The sequence below is a fragment of the Nocardia sp. NPDC058058 genome (assembly GCF_042885355.1).
Taxonomy (GTDB): Bacteria; Actinomycetota; Actinomycetes; order Mycobacteriales; family Mycobacteriaceae; genus Nocardia.
In genome coordinates, this window is the sequence record NZ_JBHVSA010000003.1 from 1,249,636 (window position 1) to 1,266,303 (window position 16,668).

Annotated in this window: 24 protein-coding genes; 13 read left to right on the forward strand and 11 right to left on the reverse strand. The window is 64.5% G+C overall.

The annotated features are described in order from the left end of the window. The first annotated feature begins 51 nt into the window (after positions 1 to 51). From ACFVUS_RS29470 to ACFVUS_RS29480, 3 genes are read left to right on the forward strand one after another with little or no spacing between them, the layout of a single operon-like run. On the forward strand, positions 52 to 978 hold the full coding sequence (locus tag ACFVUS_RS29470) for a CPBP family intramembrane glutamic endopeptidase (RefSeq protein WP_387773542.1): 927 nt from the start codon (positions 52 to 54) through the stop codon (positions 976 to 978). Next, positions 975 to 2,213 carry a sensor histidine kinase gene (locus tag ACFVUS_RS29475; protein WP_387773545.1) on the forward strand — a complete coding sequence of 413 codons (1,239 nt, stop codon included), beginning with the start codon at positions 975 to 977 and terminating at the stop codon, positions 2,211 to 2,213. Before ACFVUS_RS29470 ends, ACFVUS_RS29475 begins: the two co-directional genes overlap by 4 nt. Continuing rightward, a complete protein-coding gene (locus tag ACFVUS_RS29480) occupies positions 2,192 to 2,884 on the forward strand; it encodes a LuxR C-terminal-related transcriptional regulator (RefSeq protein WP_387773548.1) in 693 nt (230 codons plus the stop codon). Before ACFVUS_RS29475 ends, ACFVUS_RS29480 begins: the two co-directional genes overlap by 22 nt. Before the next feature lie 118 nt (positions 2,885 to 3,002). On the opposite strand, the gene ACFVUS_RS29485 is transcribed toward ACFVUS_RS29480, so the two are convergent. Then, positions 3,003 to 3,536 carry a hypothetical protein gene (locus ACFVUS_RS29485; protein WP_387773551.1) on the reverse strand — a complete coding sequence of 178 codons (534 nt, stop codon included), beginning with the start codon at positions 3,534 to 3,536 and terminating at the stop codon, positions 3,003 to 3,005. 111 nt (positions 3,537 to 3,647) lie between these two features. Next, complete coding sequence (locus tag ACFVUS_RS29490; protein WP_387773554.1) at positions 3,648 to 4,046, reverse strand: hypothetical protein; 399 nt, start codon at positions 4,044 to 4,046, stop codon at positions 3,648 to 3,650. 271 nt (positions 4,047 to 4,317) lie between these two features. Between ACFVUS_RS29490 and ACFVUS_RS29495 the strand changes: the two genes are divergently transcribed. Beyond that, complete coding sequence (locus tag ACFVUS_RS29495; protein ID WP_387773557.1) at positions 4,318 to 4,533, forward strand: hypothetical protein; 216 nt, start codon at positions 4,318 to 4,320, stop codon at positions 4,531 to 4,533. A gap of 47 nt (positions 4,534 to 4,580) precedes the next feature. On the opposite strand, the gene ACFVUS_RS29500 is transcribed toward ACFVUS_RS29495, so the two are convergent. Together ACFVUS_RS29500 and ACFVUS_RS29505 are read right to left on the reverse strand one after the other, a co-directional pair. Then, a complete protein-coding gene (locus tag ACFVUS_RS29500) occupies positions 4,581 to 5,123 on the reverse strand; it encodes a hypothetical protein (protein WP_387773560.1) in 543 nt (180 codons plus the stop codon). Between the two features lie 225 nt (positions 5,124 to 5,348). Further along, on the reverse strand, positions 5,349 to 5,543 hold the full coding sequence (locus ACFVUS_RS29505; protein WP_387773563.1) for a hypothetical protein: 195 nt from the start codon (positions 5,541 to 5,543) through the stop codon (positions 5,349 to 5,351). A gap of 396 nt (positions 5,544 to 5,939) precedes the next feature. Between ACFVUS_RS29505 and ACFVUS_RS29510 the strand changes: the two genes are divergently transcribed. The 3 genes from ACFVUS_RS29510 (at position 5,940) to ACFVUS_RS29520 (ending at position 7,740) form a co-directional block, all read left to right on the forward strand. Next, on the forward strand, positions 5,940 to 6,383 hold the full coding sequence (locus ACFVUS_RS29510; RefSeq protein WP_387773566.1) for a hypothetical protein: 444 nt from the start codon (positions 5,940 to 5,942) through the stop codon (positions 6,381 to 6,383). Positions 6,384 to 6,704: 321 nt separating this feature from the next. After that, positions 6,705 to 6,974 carry a hypothetical protein gene (locus tag ACFVUS_RS29515; protein WP_387773569.1) on the forward strand — a complete coding sequence of 90 codons (270 nt, stop codon included), beginning with the start codon at positions 6,705 to 6,707 and terminating at the stop codon, positions 6,972 to 6,974. Between the two features lie 193 nt (positions 6,975 to 7,167). Beyond that, a complete protein-coding gene (locus ACFVUS_RS29520) occupies positions 7,168 to 7,740 on the forward strand; it encodes a GNAT family N-acetyltransferase (protein ID WP_387773572.1) in 573 nt (190 codons plus the stop codon). A gap of 48 nt (positions 7,741 to 7,788) precedes the next feature. Here ACFVUS_RS29520 and ACFVUS_RS29525 read toward each other — a convergent pair whose 3' ends face one another. Both ACFVUS_RS29525 and ACFVUS_RS29530 read right to left on the reverse strand, forming a co-directional pair. After that, on the reverse strand, positions 7,789 to 8,160 hold the full coding sequence (locus ACFVUS_RS29525; protein ID WP_387773575.1) for a DoxX family protein: 372 nt from the start codon (positions 8,158 to 8,160) through the stop codon (positions 7,789 to 7,791). 168 nt (positions 8,161 to 8,328) lie between these two features. After that, positions 8,329 to 9,117, reverse strand: coding sequence for an SDR family NAD(P)-dependent oxidoreductase (locus ACFVUS_RS29530; RefSeq protein ID WP_387773578.1), 789 nt, complete (start codon positions 9,115 to 9,117; stop codon positions 8,329 to 8,331). 90 nt (positions 9,118 to 9,207) lie between these two features. Between ACFVUS_RS29530 and ACFVUS_RS29535 the strand changes: the two genes are divergently transcribed. Then, positions 9,208 to 9,531, forward strand: coding sequence for an ArsR/SmtB family transcription factor (locus tag ACFVUS_RS29535; RefSeq protein ID WP_387773581.1), 324 nt, complete (start codon positions 9,208 to 9,210; stop codon positions 9,529 to 9,531). A 52-nt stretch (positions 9,532 to 9,583) separates the two neighbouring features. Here ACFVUS_RS29535 and ACFVUS_RS29540 read toward each other — a convergent pair whose 3' ends face one another. Continuing rightward, positions 9,584 to 10,183 carry a CGNR zinc finger domain-containing protein gene (locus tag ACFVUS_RS29540; RefSeq protein WP_387773584.1) on the reverse strand — a complete coding sequence of 200 codons (600 nt, stop codon included), beginning with the start codon at positions 10,181 to 10,183 and terminating at the stop codon, positions 9,584 to 9,586. A gap of 30 nt (positions 10,184 to 10,213) precedes the next feature. Between ACFVUS_RS29540 and ACFVUS_RS29545 the strand changes: the two genes are divergently transcribed. Then, positions 10,214 to 10,582, forward strand: coding sequence for a nuclear transport factor 2 family protein (locus tag ACFVUS_RS29545; protein WP_387773587.1), 369 nt, complete (start codon positions 10,214 to 10,216; stop codon positions 10,580 to 10,582). Positions 10,583 to 10,601: 19 nt separating this feature from the next. Beyond that, positions 10,602 to 10,823: a DoxX family protein gene (locus tag ACFVUS_RS29550; RefSeq protein ID WP_387773590.1), complete on the forward strand. Its 222-nt coding sequence runs from the start codon at positions 10,602 to 10,604 to the stop codon at positions 10,821 to 10,823. On the opposite strand, the gene ACFVUS_RS29555 is transcribed toward ACFVUS_RS29550, so the two are convergent. Further along, a complete protein-coding gene (locus tag ACFVUS_RS29555; RefSeq protein WP_387773593.1) occupies positions 10,810 to 11,304 on the reverse strand; it encodes a hypothetical protein in 495 nt (164 codons plus the stop codon). The two genes, ACFVUS_RS29550 and ACFVUS_RS29555, sit on opposite strands and share 14 nt — an antisense overlap. Positions 11,305 to 11,493: 189 nt before the next feature. Between ACFVUS_RS29555 and ACFVUS_RS29560 the strand changes: the two genes are divergently transcribed. Then, a complete protein-coding gene (locus ACFVUS_RS29560; protein WP_387773596.1) occupies positions 11,494 to 12,300 on the forward strand; it encodes an LLM class flavin-dependent oxidoreductase in 807 nt (268 codons plus the stop codon). Between the two features lie 43 nt (positions 12,301 to 12,343). On the opposite strand, the gene ACFVUS_RS29565 is transcribed toward ACFVUS_RS29560, so the two are convergent. Both ACFVUS_RS29565 and ACFVUS_RS29570 read right to left on the reverse strand, forming a co-directional pair. Then, entirely contained in the window at positions 12,344 to 13,582 is a 1,239-nt protein-coding gene (locus ACFVUS_RS29565) for a thiolase family protein (RefSeq protein ID WP_387773599.1), read from the reverse strand. Positions 13,583 to 13,662: 80 nt separating this feature from the next. Beyond that, the gene (locus tag ACFVUS_RS29570; RefSeq protein WP_387773602.1) at positions 13,663 to 14,592 is read right to left on the reverse strand and encodes a hypothetical protein; all 930 of its coding nucleotides are present in this window, start codon (positions 14,590 to 14,592) and stop codon (positions 13,663 to 13,665) included. Between the two features lie 135 nt (positions 14,593 to 14,727). Between ACFVUS_RS29570 and ACFVUS_RS29575 the strand changes: the two genes are divergently transcribed. Further along, positions 14,728 to 15,657, forward strand: a complete 930-nt coding sequence (locus ACFVUS_RS29575; RefSeq protein WP_387773605.1) for an SDR family NAD(P)-dependent oxidoreductase — start codon at positions 14,728 to 14,730, stop codon at positions 15,655 to 15,657. A gap of 68 nt (positions 15,658 to 15,725) precedes the next feature. Further along, the gene (locus ACFVUS_RS29580; RefSeq protein WP_387773608.1) at positions 15,726 to 16,256 is read left to right on the forward strand and encodes a nitroreductase family deazaflavin-dependent oxidoreductase; all 531 of its coding nucleotides are present in this window, start codon (positions 15,726 to 15,728) and stop codon (positions 16,254 to 16,256) included. On the opposite strand, the gene ACFVUS_RS29585 is transcribed toward ACFVUS_RS29580, so the two are convergent. Continuing rightward, positions 16,253 to 16,633: a DUF4259 domain-containing protein gene (locus ACFVUS_RS29585; RefSeq protein WP_387773611.1), complete on the reverse strand. Its 381-nt coding sequence runs from the start codon at positions 16,631 to 16,633 to the stop codon at positions 16,253 to 16,255. The two genes, ACFVUS_RS29580 and ACFVUS_RS29585, sit on opposite strands and share 4 nt — an antisense overlap. Between the last annotated feature and the right edge of the window lie 35 nt (positions 16,634 to 16,668).

The window sequence follows — 16,668 nt, forward strand, 5'->3', positions numbered from 1 at the left end:
ACGGGCGCACAGGCCAATGTTCAGCGCCGAGTTGGCGATGAAGCTCGAAGCATGATCGAACATTCTCCGAGTGCGGGTATTCAGCCCGCTTCCGCTCGAACCGTCCACCCGGGAGCGGCGGCAGCCGCCGAGCCGTCAGCGTTCCGCCGCCGTGGTGTGTCGTGGTTCCTGTTCCTGGCGTTCGCCGGGGCGTGGTTGCCGTGGCTCGGCGTGCGTCTGGCGGGCGGATCGATGGATGATCCGGTCACACAGCTCGTCACCGCCGCGTTTGTTCCGGCACTGGCGGCGTGTGTGGTTCGGCGCTGGATTACTCGGCAGGGGTTCGCGAACTCCGGTCTGCGGCTTGATCTTCGGAGGGTATGGCGCCACGTGGTGTTGGCGATCACGCTGCCGTGGGGTGCGCTGGCGGTAGCGGTGAGCGTCGCGGTCACCGTGGGCTGGTCACCGTCCGATCTGGACATGGACGGTGCGGCATGGCTGTATCTGCTTGCGGGTCCGCTGATTTGCGTTGTGATGGCCCCGTTCTTCTGGGGCGAGGAGTACGGCTGGACCGCCTATCTGCGTGATCGGCTTGTCCCGGGGCGGCCGGTGGCGACGACATTTCTAACCGGCCTGATCTGGGGTGTGTGGCATTGGCCGCTCCCGTGGGTCGGGTACTTCGGCGGCAACACCGATGTGCTGGAGGCGGTGTGGGCCATGTTGCTGTGGCTGCCGTTGAGCGTCCTGCTCGAATTCGTCATCGGATGGCTGTGGTCCGAGACGCGATCGGTGTGGCCCGGCGCGATGCTGCACGCCGGCAGCAATTTCGTCATCTCGCAGGGCCTGCACCTGATCCTCGGTGATTCCTTCGGCACCAACGGTTTGCTGCTGTTGCTGTGCGCCGGACTGACCCCGTTCGTCATCGCGATCATTGCCAGCGGGCACACTGGGCGAGTGTCCAGCAACCAGTGCCATGCCGATCGGGGCCTCCGGTCGTGACTGTTCCCGCACGCGACGGGGTCTCGTCGGTGGCCACGGCCATGCTCACCGGACCGCGCTATCTGCTCACCGCCTGGCCGTTGCGGGCAGTCGTGGGCAACATTCTCGCGGGAATGGTCTCGGCGGTCCTGATGGTCGCGCTGATCCCACTCCTACTCGTGGGCATCACAGCCAACCTCCGGACCGCGATCTGGACGCCGGTGCTGGAGTTGGAAGCGGCGCGCCTGGCACTGATCGACCCCGAGATGTCCGATCGCGTTCGCGGCGACACTCGTGCGGCCATGGCCCGAGGCGGATTTCCCGCGTTGCGTCATCTCGCCTACCTCATGTTCCTGACCGTAGTGATCGGCCCCGCCGCGTTCTGTCTGACCGTATTCATGCTCGGGCTCGACACGGTGTTGCTCGCCGCGCCATGGCTTCTCGACGACCGGCCGATCAGTGTCCTGTGGTGGCGGATCGAGACGATGCCGCAGGCGTGGATTGCGATGGCATGTGGCGCTCTGGCCGTGGCACTGACCGCCTATCTGCACGGCCTGCTCGCGGCCGCCGGTTCGGCGCTGGCGGGGCTCACGCTCGTCGGAGATTCCGAACTGCGGCGCGAGGTGGTTCGGCTCACCGACTCGCGCGCCGCTCTGCTCGAAGCCGTTGAGCAGGAACGTCGCCGGATCGAGGCCGAGTTGCACGATCGCGTTCAGCATCGACTGGTCGCCCTCGCGGTAACTCTCGGGATCGCCGAAGCCGCCCACGGCGACAACGACACCGGCAAGCTGGCAGCACAGGCTCACCAGCAACTCGACGCCGTGCTCGCCGAGCTGCGCTCGGTCATCCTCGGCGTGCAGCCGCGCGCGCTGAGCGAGCACGGATTGGCCGCCGCGGTCACCGACCTCGTCGGTCACTGCCCACTGCCGGTGCACGTCGATCTCCGGAACACGCAGTCCCCGAATCGATTACCCGCCGCGGTCGAACAGACCGGCTACCTCGTGATCACCGAGTCGCTGACCAACATCATGAAGCACTCCGACGCTCACAATGTGACCATCTCCGCCGACCGCACCCGATCAGCGTGGCGCCTGAGCATCACCGACGATGGCCGCGGCGGTGCCTCGGCCGTGCCCGGTCACGGCCTCGACTCGCTGATCAGCCAGGTCGCGGCCATCGATGGCATGCTGACGATTACCAGCCCACCCGGAGGACCGACCGAGATAGCTATGCGATGCCCACTGCCGAAGAACTAACTCCGCCAACGAAATTGCGAATCGTCCTGGCTGAGGACAGCCCGCTGCTACGCGCCGGGATCGCCGCCGTCGTCGAAACCGACGGGCATACGGTATGCGCCGCGGTGGATACCGGGGACGGCCTCCTCGACGCCACCGAAGCGCACAATCCGGACCTCGTCATCACCGATGTCCGCATGCCTCCCACCCATACGGACGAAGGGATCCGCGCCGCGGTGCGACTGCGGATAATCCGACCGGAGCTACCGGTGCTCATCTTGTCCCAGTACACGACGGTCGCCTCCCTGGACCAGCTCATCGACAAGAACGCTCGAACCGGACAAGGCGGCCTCGGGTACATCCTCAAAGACCGGGTCGCGCACGTACGCCACTTCCTGGACACGATGCTCACCATCGCGCACGGCGCGACGGTGATCGACCCCGACGTGATCACCGCCCTGATCGGAAAATCCCGCCACCACGGAGCGTTGGCCGCCCTGTCGCCGCGCGAACAACAGGTACTCGCCCTCATCGCGCAAGGAATGACCAACAACCAAATCGCCCGAGAACTAGTCGTCTCCGAAGCCGCCGTCCGCAAACACGTCGGCAGCATCTTCGCGAAACTCCCCCTCGACGGAACCGGAGACCGCCGAGTCCTCGCGACAATCGCCTACCTCAACAGCCGCCAATGAGCCGCCATGCTGCGCGAAGGGCGCATCGAGTAGAACGAGAACGCCTCCGCCGCAGGCCCGTTCACTTGGCCGGTAGCCCACGTTAGGACCAAACAGCGCCGCAAGCACCGTCCAATACTCAGGGCAGCCGTGGCCAGACCTCCATCCAACCGTGAACTTCGGTTGCCTCAGCCGCACTGGAGTGTTGAAGATTCCGAAGCACGTTGAGCTCGTTCTTGATTCGCCGGAGCTCAGCGATCCGGTCAATCGGCAGACTCTGCCAGTGCGACGAATCGGCAGTCGCGCAGGCAAGTTGACCGGAGTGGCGGTCGAGAAACCATCGGTAGACGGAGGTGCTATCGCGCACCGGATCGTCGATGGCGGGACCGAACCTGTTGATCATTTCCACACGCAGGTTCATGGCATTCCGGATCTGAGTCTGCCGATAGGACTCGTCACCGGTCGCCTTGGCGATCAGTTCGCGCACAGCGATCGAGACGCGAGCCCAGTCGAGAGCGGTGTTGTCCCGGATGCGCATCGCTTCGTGTCCGGCGACTTCGGCGAGCCCGAGCCAGTTCGATTCGGCCGACGGCGCGTGTGCCCGCAGCCAGTCCTCGACGTCGGCCGGTGGCAGCAGAACAAGCTGATCCAGCAGTTGCGCAATGTCACTCATCACCGTTCTCCGCAGGTAGGAAGACGATCCCGAAGTGCAGTCCGAAAGCCGAGATGTCCGGACGATTGTCGGAGAGCTCAGGCGCGGATCGCGGCCTGAGCTCGACCGGTGTCAGATCGCCTGGGCGTGGGTCCCGTAGTCCGAGCGGTCCTCCTCACGCGCGGTCATGCGACCGTTCACGAAGATGGCGGCGTAGGCGTAGTGCGCATCCTTGTTGCTGACAGCCGACCACACGTAGGTCTCCTTGGCGAACAACACGTCGACCGAACGGCACCAGGTGCCGCCCTCTTTGGCCTCGGGGAAGGTGGCGATCTCCTCGCGCTTGCCCAGGTTGTCGTAGTACGTGATCTTGTTGTTGTCCTGGGAGTCCGAGCAGAAGACGTAGCGTACGTTGCCGTACTTGGGCACGTCGGCGGCGTGTGCGGCACCCGCGCCTGTGACGAGAGCTCCGGCGAGTGCGCCGGCCACGCCACAGGCGGAGAGTGCACGTCGCGACAGTGTCCGTGTCATATGAGAAATCCTTCCGATCCTGACCGGAGCCGGGTGGTTCCCGTCTCCGGTGGCCCGCGTGGCTGTGCCAGCGAACCGGACATTTAACCATGCCAACATGTTTGGTGGTCTACTCGGGACGAGCAGATCAGCGCGCTCAGCGTGAGGACGGACGCCAAGGCAACACCCTCGCTGTAACTGTCCGGTGGGCACTGCAACCACTAGCCAACAAACGGCAGTTGTTCGCCAATCCAACTAGGCTGCAAGGCAAATCGGGAGAGGGGGGACCACAGTGACGAACGTGGTCTTGATTCTGGCAGTCCTGGATATCGCGTTGATGACGGTGCTGGTGATCCTCCTCCGCATCCCGCCGCTAGCCCGCAGGCTGACGACAATGCTTGTTGCGCACGGCTATTGGCGGCCAACGTGGCCGACAATTGGGGGTCTGATCCCGGTGCTACTTCTCGCCCTGGTGGGCGCGTTTTGGGGACTCGTACTCCTGCTGTGAGGTCCACAGTCACCAAAGGTGCCTGGACTGCCGTGCCACTGGCACCTTCAGTTGGACACCGAGGTATCGGTCACCTGCATACGGTCGGGGTCGAAAGTGGAGATCTGCATCGGCTCGCCGTTGCGCCGGTCGATGCGGATGGTGGTGTTGTCAGGGAACCAGACACGGGGGCAACCGGATTCGGTCATTTGCCAGATCAGGGTCTGGCGGGCGAAGAGGCCGTCGGGTTCGCGGAGCAAGACTCGGCAGGACGGGTCGATGATGCCGTAGAAGCTTTCGGTGACGGCGTGTACCCGGCCGTCGGGACTTGGCTGGACGGCCACAATTCTGGGGGCGGTGACATCGTTCGGATCGGACTCTTCCAGCGCGTACAACCACAAGGGAAACAGCAGAATGCAGAGGAAGGCGGAGAGCGTCATCAACGGCACCGCGCGTTTGGCGGCCAGTCGGGGTGCGAAGATTCCAAGGAGAGCGAAAGCGGCAGTCCAACAGGTCAGTTCGAACAATGGGTGAACGAAATCGAGCCGGTAGAACCGCGATACGTCAACCACGAGCAACACCGCGCATCCCGCCCCGAACAGCGTGAGCATGGCGAGAATCCAGACGATTCGCTGCCGACGCAGTGGCCGAGCAGCATGCTCGGCACTCGCCCCGGTGAGCGAAACCTGCTCTCCAGCTGTCCTTTCCGTCAAGAGCCCCCCACCTCACGCGATTCTTTCCGCCCCGCCCCACAACAGCCTATCGGCCTTCGGGCGGCACCAGATTTGGGCAATCCTCCGTCCAATGGCGGTAAACCGCACCCACCCCGACACTGACTACTCCGAGTAGTCAGTCGTGATGTAGAAGAACGCGTTCGGTCTACGGATTTCGCGCGGCATGTCTTCGTCCAGCCAGTCCTGATGGACACCACCGTCGAGATGGCCGTTCCCGACCCCCACAATCACTCGCCACGCCGTTGCCTGAAGCTTCCCGATCACCTGGCAGGGGAGGCCATCGGGCACCTTGGTCAAGTGGACTACGTAACGCATTCGGTATCGGTCCTCTCGCACTTGCAGGGCGTTCCACAAGCTACGTGCGATACGCCCACCCGGATATCCATGTATGTCGTGGTAATCGGTGATGCCGCTACGTTGCAACACCCCCGGAACGATCTTGCTAGGTTGACTGCGTGCGCGTGCTCGAAGTGTTCAACGACTATGTCAACTGGCTTCGAACGAACGTGCCGTTGGCGTACGAGAACCTCGCCGGGCCTGCTCGTCCCCGGGAACTTCTCGCGCTGGAACGAACCATCGGCCGGCCACTTCCCGATGAGGTGAAAGCTGTTCTGAGCGTGCACAACGGCCAGGTGGCCTCCGAAGTCGGCGACTACGACCACTGGCGTGCCGTGCATCCCGACCCTGGTCTTCATGTCCACCAGGAAGATTCGCCGGACGTGGACGCTCTGGCGCAGCATCGAGCAATACCCCGACACCGAATCACTCCAGGAGTCGGGTGCGGTCTACCCCGGAGCCGAGGGAATGATCAAGCCGCTCTGGACATCTCCGGGCTGGATCCCGCTGTGGTCCGACCCGACACGGCCCGATTACATCGGTTTGGATCTCGACCCCGGCCCCGCGGGCACCCCGGGCCAGATCATCAACTTCGGCCGCAACGAGGAACGCCATTTCCTCTGCGCGCACAACTTCACCGATCTACTCGAGTTCTTACTCGCCGAAGTCACCACCGGCGCATGGCCTGCCACGGCAATCGTCGATGATGACGAGGACGAGCCCTTCCCATGGTTCGGCGACCCTGAGAAATCCTTCTTCAACACCCTCCACGACCGATTCGAAACCCACTCCCGGCAATGACCACACACAACCCGCGTGCCTGCACCGTCGATGTTCTTGTTCGTACGTCATCCCGACCAGCGCCTGTAGGTCGTGTGCGGGCTGGTGGTGCTGTCTGTGGCGCTGGTGGCTGTTCGATGGTTCGTAGGGTGCGAAGTCGTACGTCAGGGGCGCGAAGGCAAGATCGATCAGTCCTCAGGTGGGTCGAAAGTTCAGTAGCCAGTTAGTGTCCGGCCGAGGGGAAACGCCGGTGCGCGCCAATGTCGAATAACGTGCAATCTCCCGGCGAAGCGCTCTGGGTCGGGCAATGTCGGCTTGGCCTGGTGTACGAGGATGAGCAGGGTGCATTCACCGATCTCGAATGACCTCGAAAGGCGATTGACGAGCAGCATCAAGTCTGCAGTGTGGGGCGGGCTGATGGAAGAGTCCGAGCGATTCGCCGTCGTGGCAATTTCGCTACGGCGAGAAATTGACGTCAAGCTGAGCACTGACCAGCAGCGCGTGGTTGAACCAGATGTCGAGGTGCAGCAGGCCGCACCAATCTGGCACACAGGTAGCAGCGGGGATCTTGAAATGCCGCTTTGCCTGCTGATCGAATCGGTCGCGAAGTAGATGGGCTGTCGCAGCCTCGAACCGCCTGAATGCTCAAACGGCAATCGCGTCGAATTGCTTCTCTAAGCCACTGAAATGCCCTCTGTGACAGTCGGTATCGCCATCATCCAACATCTCAACGGTCAGACGGGGTCGGAGAGTGGCCGTAGATATTGAGTTGCTGTGTGAGGGGTGGGCCGCCAGTATCGGCCGCATGGATGTCGAACTGCCTGCGGCTCTGGCGCCGGGCGTGTGTCCTCCGCAGCGAATTGTGGTGGAGGATATGCTGATACGCCGGTGGGAACCGGAGGATTTCATGCCGCGGTTCGAGGCTATCGCGGCGTCGTACGAGCACATCCATCCGTGGATGGCGTGGCTGGCGGAGCGGCCCACCCTGGATCAGCAGCGCGTGTTCGGTGAGATCGTCGCCGAGAGTTGGCCGACCGCGGATCGGGCTTTCAACTACGGCATCTTCGGTGGGGACGGCTCAGTGCTCGGTGCGATCGGGTTGCACGACTGCCTTGGTCCGCCTGCCGTCGAGATCGGCTATTGGTGCCATGTAGAGCACACCGGTCGAGGGGTTGTGACTCGCAGTGCGGCTGCCCTGACCAGAATCGCGTTCGCGTTGCCCGGCGTTGACAGGGTCGAGATCCATTGCGATGAAGCAAATGTCCGCAGTGCGGCCGTCGCGCGTCGGCTCGGCTATCGCCTTGATCGGATCGAGCCGCGTGAGAAGCGTGCTCCCGCCGAATCCGGTCGCGGGATGTACTGGGTCATGGAACGTTAACTGCCGCAACAACGGTCGGCAGGGCCGGTAATCTCACCGGGCGTCGTGTCACCAGGCGCCGTGATCAATCAGGCCCAACACGAGGACCGCGACGGCGGTTGCGAGAAAGACGATTCCGCCGATTATGTTGCGTGAGCCCACTCGCAGGTGCGCGGCGATGGCTCCGATGAAGTACAGCACCAGGCCAATGGCGGCCAGTGTTCCGAGGATCGGCACGGCGAGACCGGCCAGCAGGCCGATGGCGCCTGCGGCAAGCAAGGTACCGAGGACGGGCACGTACTTGCGGGGGATCCCCTTCATATCCGCTTGGGTTTTGGGGTAGTCGTGGCCGATCAGATACGTGACGGCCGCAGCGCCGTTGAAGAGCACGCCCAGGATGCTGACCGTAACGAAAGCGACAAACACGTTCTCTCCGAACATTCGGCTGATAGTTCAGCGCCGCTGTCGCGATCGATTCGTGGCCCGTAAACGGTCAAGATCCTCCAACGGGCACCTGCCGAGACCATACAACACCAGATACAAACAGCTATTCCCAGGCTTGGGAATTCTGGTGCCGCAGTTAGTTTGTCGACCTGAGAACGGAGGTGATCATACGGTCTTGATCGCTCCGCCGTCGATTGCGTAATCGGCGCCGTGGACGGCTCCCGCCAGCGGCGAGGACAGGAAGGCCACCAGTGCGGCGACTTGGCGTGGGTCGGCGAAAGCGCCTGTGGTGACGCCCATTTCGCGTGGAATATCGGTCAGGACCTGTTCGACGGTTACGTTTCGGGCGGCCGCGTATTGCGCGCCGTAGCCGCCGGGCGCTGTCCACTGTTCGGTGAGTACGGGTCCGGGGGAGATCGTGTTCACTCGGACGCCGCGGGGTCCGAACTCCTCGGCGATTCCCTTGCTGAATGTGCTCACCGCGCCCTTGGCCGCGGCGTAGGCCAGCGGTGAGGTGTGCGGGATTCGCGCGGTCATCGACGAGAAGTTCACGATGCTGCCGCGGCGTTGGATCAACTCCGGCAGGAAGGCGCGGGTGGTGCGAACCATGCTGAAGAAGTTCAGGTCGAAGATCTCCGACCATTCGCGGTCGGTGGAATCCAGGAAGCCCGTGGCCATTTCGGTTTCACCGCCCCCGCCGAGGTTGTTGACCAGGACATCGACTCCGCCCAGTTCGTCGCGTGCCTGATCGAGCAGTAGCGCGGGGCCGTCGGGGGCGGTCAGGTCGGTGATGATCGGAACGGCCCCACTGGTTTTCAGCCCGTCCGTGAGAGTGCGCGCACCGGCGCCGACACGCATGCCACTGGCGATGAGCTCGGTGGCGATCGCCAAGCCGATGCCGCGGCTGGCTCCGGTGACGACGGCGGTCTTGCCTGCCAATTCCAAATCCATCATGCTCCATCCCTTCAGTACGACTGTATGGCATTTATCGTACAGTAGTTCGGGAACGGTACGTAAGTATGTAATTAGACGTACAATCAAACTATGACCACCGCACACCACCCCCGCCGCGAGGAACTGCTCGTTGAAGACGTGCTGGCCGCACTCGGCAATCCCGTGCGCCTCGGCATCGTGCGCGACCTCGCCACCTCCACCGGTGAGCGCACCTGCGGCAGTTTCCCGGTCGAGGTCACCAAGGCAACCGCCACCCATCACTGGCGGGTACTGCGCGAATCGGGTATCACCCGCGAACAGAAGATCGGCCGCTACAAAGCCGTCGAATTGCGACGCGAAGACCTCAACGCTCGCTTCCCCGGATTGCTGGACGCCGTACTCGCCGCGGCACCCCCGACCTCGGTCGGCGAATAGCGGCCGGTCCGTTCGTTATTACCCGGACCGTGGGGAGGTGCGGGTTCGAGCGCTAGGTTCTGGCTCTCCTGGCACGCATCTTGTGTCTGTTGCCGCAACGGTCCATGGAGCACCAGCGGCGGGCGCCGGGGCGGGAGGTGTCGAGGAACATGAGGTAGCAGCGATCGCCGCCGCACATTCGGATTCGGTCTGCCTGGGGGCCGCTGAACAGGTCGATGGCATCTCTTGCCACGGTTGATAGGAACTGCGTGCAGTGCACTGGCGTGGCCCAGCCGTGGTGCAGGTCCTCGCCGAGTAGAGGTACGAGCGGCGGTGCCGCGGCCACCGCATTGAGGGTGGCTACCGGTCCGAGGGCCGACTGTGCGGGCTCGGAGATTCCAGGGCCGTTTTGCTTGGCCGTGTCACCGGCAGCTTGGACGGCCAGTCGGTGTATGGCCGCGCGCAACTGTTTGGCCGTGCGCAACTCGGTCTCGGTTACTGCCACCGGGGACGCAATTCCCAACCGCGCCTGCGGGATCCACGCGGCCAGATCCTCGGGCGAGTGCAGCGACTCCCACGGTTCGAGCGAGCCGGTCAGCAGGAACTCCAAGGACAGTGCGCCCGCGTCGAACCCGAAACTGTGTCCGTCGTGCCCGGTGAGAACCATCTCCATTGCATCCATTATACGACACCGGTTAAAGTGGTGTCCGTGGACAAAGAGATTATCGAGCTGACCGAAAAAGCCTGGGAAGCCAACCGCAACGGGGACGCGGCCTTCTACGACAACTACCTCGCCGACGACGTCATCAGCGTCTCCCCGTGGGGCGTGATGACCGACCGGCCGGCGATCCTGAAGATCTTCGAGGCCAACAACAATCCCTACACCCGCACCGACCAGTCCGATCACCACGTGATCCGACTGAGCGACGACGTCGTGCTGCACTCCAGCACGATCGAAATCGATTCCGCGGGACCGCCGCCGCGCACGACACGCATGCTCGCCACCACCGTGATGGTGCGCCGCGACGGGCAATGGAAGGCCTCGCTGTTCCAGGTCACGCCCGCGGCCTGAGCCGCGACACCGGTCGAGGATGGAACGGGCAGCTGGTTCGCGGGTACAGCTCACCGCACTCGGAAGTCTGCGGATCGCGGCGACGGTCGGTCTCGTATGGGGAATCCGGTTCCCGCTGTTCGCGATCGCCGCCGCGATCGGGTTGGTGCTCTACTTCATCGGGGCGATCGTCGCCCATATTCGCAGCGGCGACCGGAACATGTTGGGCGCCAGGGTCTTTCTCGCGCTCAGCCCAGCGTGAACGTCGCGCGGCCCGCGATGTGCTCGAGATCCGCGTTCTGCGGATAGACCTCGGAGTACGTGTCGATCCACGCCTCCACCTTCCCGGCGCCGGGGCCCATGCCCATGCCGGTGATCACGTTGTCCGGCAGGCCGACCACGCTGGTGCCTTCGACCTTTTGCGACTGTCCACTGGTCAGGCCGGTGCCGACGTTCTTCCAATGCACGGTGAGGTAGTAGGCACCGCAGGACTGCCCGGTCTGGGTGATCTTGACCCGAACACCGAAGGTACCGGACTGCGGCTGGGCCACGGTCTCGGCGTTGAGAATGGCGGCGCAGTTGGATCCTGGAACCCTGGTCAGGGTCGAGGTGAACTGGGCCACCGGATCGGTGGGGTTGGCACCGGCGGTCCCGGTGAACCCGCTCCATACGGCCACCATCGCCGCCGCGACCACACCCGTACGGAACGTGAATTGTTGCAGGGAAACGTTTTTCAGGCTCATGCCTTGTTAGTCGTGCTGAGCGCGAACGGCGTTAAGCCTTCCCGAGCCCTCAGTTTCATGGGCTGGCCATCGCCCGGCGCCGGGTGAGATCGCGCGCGAGTGCGATATCGCGAATCCGGCGACCACCGATGAATTTCGGGTGGATACGTCGTCAGAGGAGCAGGATAGATCGACTGAAGGAGTCCGGACATGACCAGACCATTTCGTTTCGGGGTTGTCGCCCCGCTCATGACAGATCTGCCGACGTGGCGAGATGGTGTGCGCCGCATCGCCGATAGCGGCTATTCGACGCTACTGGTGCCCGACTTCCCGCTGACGCAGCCGGCCCCCGCCGCCACCTTGGCCACCGTCGCGGCCACGACCGACCTGCGCGTGGGCACCTGGGTGTACGCCTCCCCGTTCCGCCCGCCCTGGCTCACGGCCTGGGAGGCGCATTCGCTGTCGCTGCTGACCGAGGGGCGATTCGAAATGGGCATCGGCACTGGCCGCCCGGGAATCGAGGATGAGTTGCGCGACAAGGGAATTGCCGATGTACCGTCGCCATCCGAGCGGCTGGGACAGATCCGTGAGGTCGTCGCGAGGCTGCGAGATCTCGACGGCCCCGAGGTACATACACCGGTCGCGATGGCCGTATTCGGTCCGAAGGCCCGGGCGCTCGCGGCCGAGGTCGCCGATACCGTCACCTTCGTGCTCGGCGGTCAGCCCCGGGACGAAGTAGCCAGGCTCGCAAACGATTTCCGCGCTGTCGCGGATACCGAGCTCGCACTCGCGGTGCCGGTGGTCGGTGATACGGTCGCGCCGCATATGGCGGGTCCCGGCACCGACCCCGCCGTGTGGCGCGCGGCCGACGCGATGACCGTACTCCCGGATGACCCGGCGGCCGCGATCGAGGAGATCCAGCGCCGACGCGAGGAAATGGGCTTCTCCTACTTCGTCTTCGGTGCCCACGTCGCCGAGAGCTTGGCTCCCGTCGTCGCGAAACTCGCCGGGCACTGATCGGCCGGAAAGCCCGGTCCGGCGCTGGATCGTCCGCGACTTCCTATGCGGCAGAGGGGTTTTCCAGGACGATGGCGACGCCCTGGCCGGAGCCGATGCAGACCCCGATCGCCCCGTACCGCACATTGCGTTCGCGCAGTTCGGTGGCCAGGGTCAGGACATAGCGCGCGCCGGTGGCGCCGAACGGATGGCCGATCGCTACCGCGCCGCCGTTCGGCGTCAACTTCTCGTCGGGAATGACGAAGCCGCCCAACTGATTCGGCAGTTCGCGCAGTACGCCCAACGCTTGGGCGCTGAACGCCTCGTGCACTTCCCAGATGTCGATTTGCTCGGGTGTCAGTCCGGCCCGCTTCAGCGCCAAGGGCAGCGCCCATGCCGGAGCCAGACCCATATAGAGCGGATCGATTCCGTACACCGCGGAGGACACCACCCGCGCCAGCGGTTCGACGCCGAGTTCGGCGGCGCGCTCACCCGACGCCAGCACCAGCGCACTTGCCCCATCGGTCAGGGGAGTGGAGTTTCCGGCGGTCATCTGCGTGGTGCCGGGCTGCGGCGGCAGTGCGGCGAGGCGTTCGGCCGTGGTGTCGTCGCGAATGAACTCGTCGTGCTCGAACAGGCGAGCGGGCACCTTGCGGGTCCCGGCGATCTCGACCGGCATGATCTCCTTGGCCAGCCGTCCGGAATCCCTGGCCGCCTTGGCATTTCGCTGCGTGCGGAGCGCGAACGCGTCGATCTCCTCGCGGGTGAGCCCGTAGCGGTTGGCCACGTTCTGGGCCGTCTCGATCATTCCGATGTAGGCGTTGCGCGCCAGCAGCGCCGGATTGGCCGGACCGCCCGCACCCGCCCACATGGTGTCGAGCAGGATCACCGGCCCGCGCGGCCCGAATGGTGCGTCACTCTTCATGTACGCCCAGCCCGACCGCGACATCGATTCGACGCCGCATGCGATCCCCACGCCCAGGTCTCCGGCTTTGATCGCGTGCGCGATATTGACCGTCGCGCTCAGCGAGGATCCGCAGAACCGGTTGATCGTCGCTCCGGCGACGGTGTCCGGAAATCCCGCCGCCAGTGCGGCCCAGCGCGCGACATCGCCCATGCCTTCGTGGGCCGGGTTCACGCAACCCGCGACAATGTCCTCGATCTGGTCGAGTCCCACGCCGACGCGCTCGCACGCGCCCTTCATGGTCATTCCGAGCAGGTCATCGGCCCGAATGTGCGACAGCGAACCCCCGTAGCGGGCGAACGGGGTCCTGACGCCACCGAGCACGAACGCATCCGTCATCACGATCTCCTTCGAGGAGGGTCCTCAGTGTCCGCGAGGATCGACCGATCTTGGCGTTATCGATCTTGCCAGTTCCGCTGTCAGTCGGCGATGCCGAAGAGGGCCGCGACGTCATCGTCGGTGCCGTCGGCGACCGTGAGCGTCAGGTGGGCGAAGGCCGGGGCCAATGCCGCGAGGGCGGCCGGACGGTCGCCCTCGATGTCGTGCTCGTGGATGTACACGCTGCGGAGGGTCAGGGATTCCAGTTGGGGCAACAACGGGGAATCGGCCAGCGTGACGAGCGTGTCGTAGTCGTCGGTGTCGAACTCCGCGGCACCGAGGTCGAGATGGCGTAGTGCGGGGAACCCGGCCGGGTCGAGGGCCGCCAGTTGCTCGCCGGGGCATACGGTGCCGAATACGTCGGGGCCGAACTCCAGGGTCAACGAGCGCAGGCTGGGCACCTGCTGCGGGAAGACCGCGCCGTCGGCGAAAACTGCTCCACGCAAACGCAATTCGGTCAGCTCGGGCAGTGCCTTGCCGTCGATGTCGTCGAACAGCAGGCCGCCCTCGGCGCTGAGTTCACGCAACGCGGGCAACGCCTCCCACAGGTTGTTCGCGATATCGTCGACGAACCCTTCGTGCAGCCATTCCAGCGGGTCGATCGTGCTTCCGGCCGAGGTCGGGGCGGGCTCGAAAAGGCACTCGAAGTCGTGCCCGAAGTACAGGACGGTCAGCTGTTCGCGCCGGAATCCGGCCAGCGCCCGTGCGGCCCGGCGTGCGGAATGATGAAAGTCCTTCAGGTGCAACTCGAGTCGCCGTAGACCTGCCGAAGTGGGGTCGGTGAGCAGCGCCTCGATCAGCGTTGCCTCCCACTGCTCGGGGTCATTCGCGTCCGCGTCGAGCTGTTCGACCAGCGCGCCCCGTGCGGCGGCGGTACTGGGGGACAGCCGGAAGACGGCTTCCTCCAGTCGGTTGTCGGACCAGGTGAGTTGCCAGGAACCATCGGCGGCCAGTGCTTCGAAGTCGATCACGGCGGCATAGTAATTGGCGCATAGGACATTCCACGCCGCACCCTTGGCACTTCCTCCGGCACCTGCTACTGTCTGAGACAGTTCGCTGTGTAATACAGCGCGAGCGACAGCAGGACTTTGGCAAAGGAGCCGACCATGTTTCGAGGCGCATCCGACCCCGACTCGGTATTGATCACCGGTGCGGGCAGCGGCATCGGCCGCGCCACCGCGCTGCGCTACGCGGGGATGGGCGCGCGGGTCATCGTCACCGATATCAATGGCGACACCGCCAAGCACACCGCCGACATGATTCGCGATCGCGGCGGGCGTGCGGAGGTCTACGTTCTCGATGTCACCGACGATGATGCCTGGAATGTGCTGGCACGCAGCGTAATCGAACACCACGGACTGCCCGACATTCTCATCAACAACGCCGGATTCGGGATCGCGGGCGGCTTTCTCGAGCACTCCAAAGCCGACTGGGATCGTCAAATGGCGGTCAATCTCGGGGGTGTGGTGAACGGCTGCCGAGCCTTCGCCCCCTTCATGGCCGAGCGCGGCAGTGGTCAGATCGTCAATATCTCCTCGGGACTGGCCTACATCCCCGTCGCGATGGTGCCCTCGTACTGCGTCTCCAAGGCCGCGGTTCGCATGTTCAGCGAATGCCTGCGCAGTGAACTCGCGCCGAAAGGCGTTGGTGTGACCGTGATTTGCCCCGGCGCGGTGGGTGGGACCGGCCTGCTGTCGAACGGGCAGCTGGTCTCGTCTCTCGATGGCATGGCCGAGGAGAACAAAACCGAACTGCAACGGGTCGCCGGTGCCTTCGCGGAGAAATACGGCCCGCTGCTGACCTCGCCGGACTACATCGCGCGCGGCATAGTCCGCGCCGCTCGGCACAATTGGGGAGTGGTCCCGGTTCGCCCCGAATCATGGTTGATGTTCGGGTTGCACCGCCTCTCCCCGGGGCTGCTCCGCAGCAGCGCGGCACTGCTGGCTCCCGAGCGCGTGGAGCGCGGTTTCGCCTTGGTCTCGGACCGAATTCCGCAGCGGCTCATCGAATTCGCACGCAGTCGCGCCAACATTTGAAGGTTCGCGGCGTTGTGCACCGTCGCCGACCCCGGCGGGCAACACTCTGAAGACAGGATTGAATGCAGATGGGCATCAGCTGCCGGCATTCCACTCCCGGCAGCGTGAAATCGCCAGCCGGACAAGGCGAATCGACGTGGAGTCCTGCCAAGACGCTGCACTGGCGCGGTGCCCGTCTGCTGAATATCGTTTTTCAGCCGCTGTTCGATATGACCTCCGGCCGCCTGCGGCTCGGGCACATTCGGATGGTGGAACTGGTGACCATCGGTCGCAGGACGGGATTGTCCCGGACGGTTCTCATGCCGTGTTTCCTCATGCGGGGCGACTCGTTCGTCCTGTTGGCCTCGTACGGCGGTGGTAGGAGCCAACCGGCCTGGTACTGGAACATCACCGCGAACCCGCAGGTCCAGGTCCGAGCCGGTGGCCGAACCCGCACGATGCGGGCGCGGATCGCCGAAGGCAGTGAGGCGCGCGGCCTGCTACAGCGGATATTGCTGCGCACGGGCGGTAGCTACCTGTTTCTGGTCGCGCCGGCGCGTGCGGCGGGGCGGACGGTGCCGATCGTGGTACTCGATCCGATATCCGGCGAGCCGCGCTAGGCGAGCTGGTCCTGCTCGCGCTCGGTGGCCAATGCTATTGCCTTGTCGAATGTTTCGGTGAGGACCGCGCGCCGCTGGAGTTTGAAATCGTCGCTCGGGCCGAGTTCGTCGATGTATTCGTCCCAGACGCGCAGATACCGTTCGCGCCATTCGCTGAGCACGGCCACCGCAGGGAAACTCACGCCGACCCGCGTGGGTTCGGCTATCTGGATGAGGATTTCGAGCCAGGCCGGGACCATGTCCCCGCCCCATTCGTCGGGTTGCAGCGCGGTGTCGTCGGAGGGGTCCTGGAATTGTTCGGTGATGTGATCGGTCAGCTCGCCGAGCCCGTCGGCGGCGGTATCGCTATCGAAATTTCCCGGACCCCAGACACCCATGACAACCCTTCCGACCGAACGCTTTTGGCGACGGC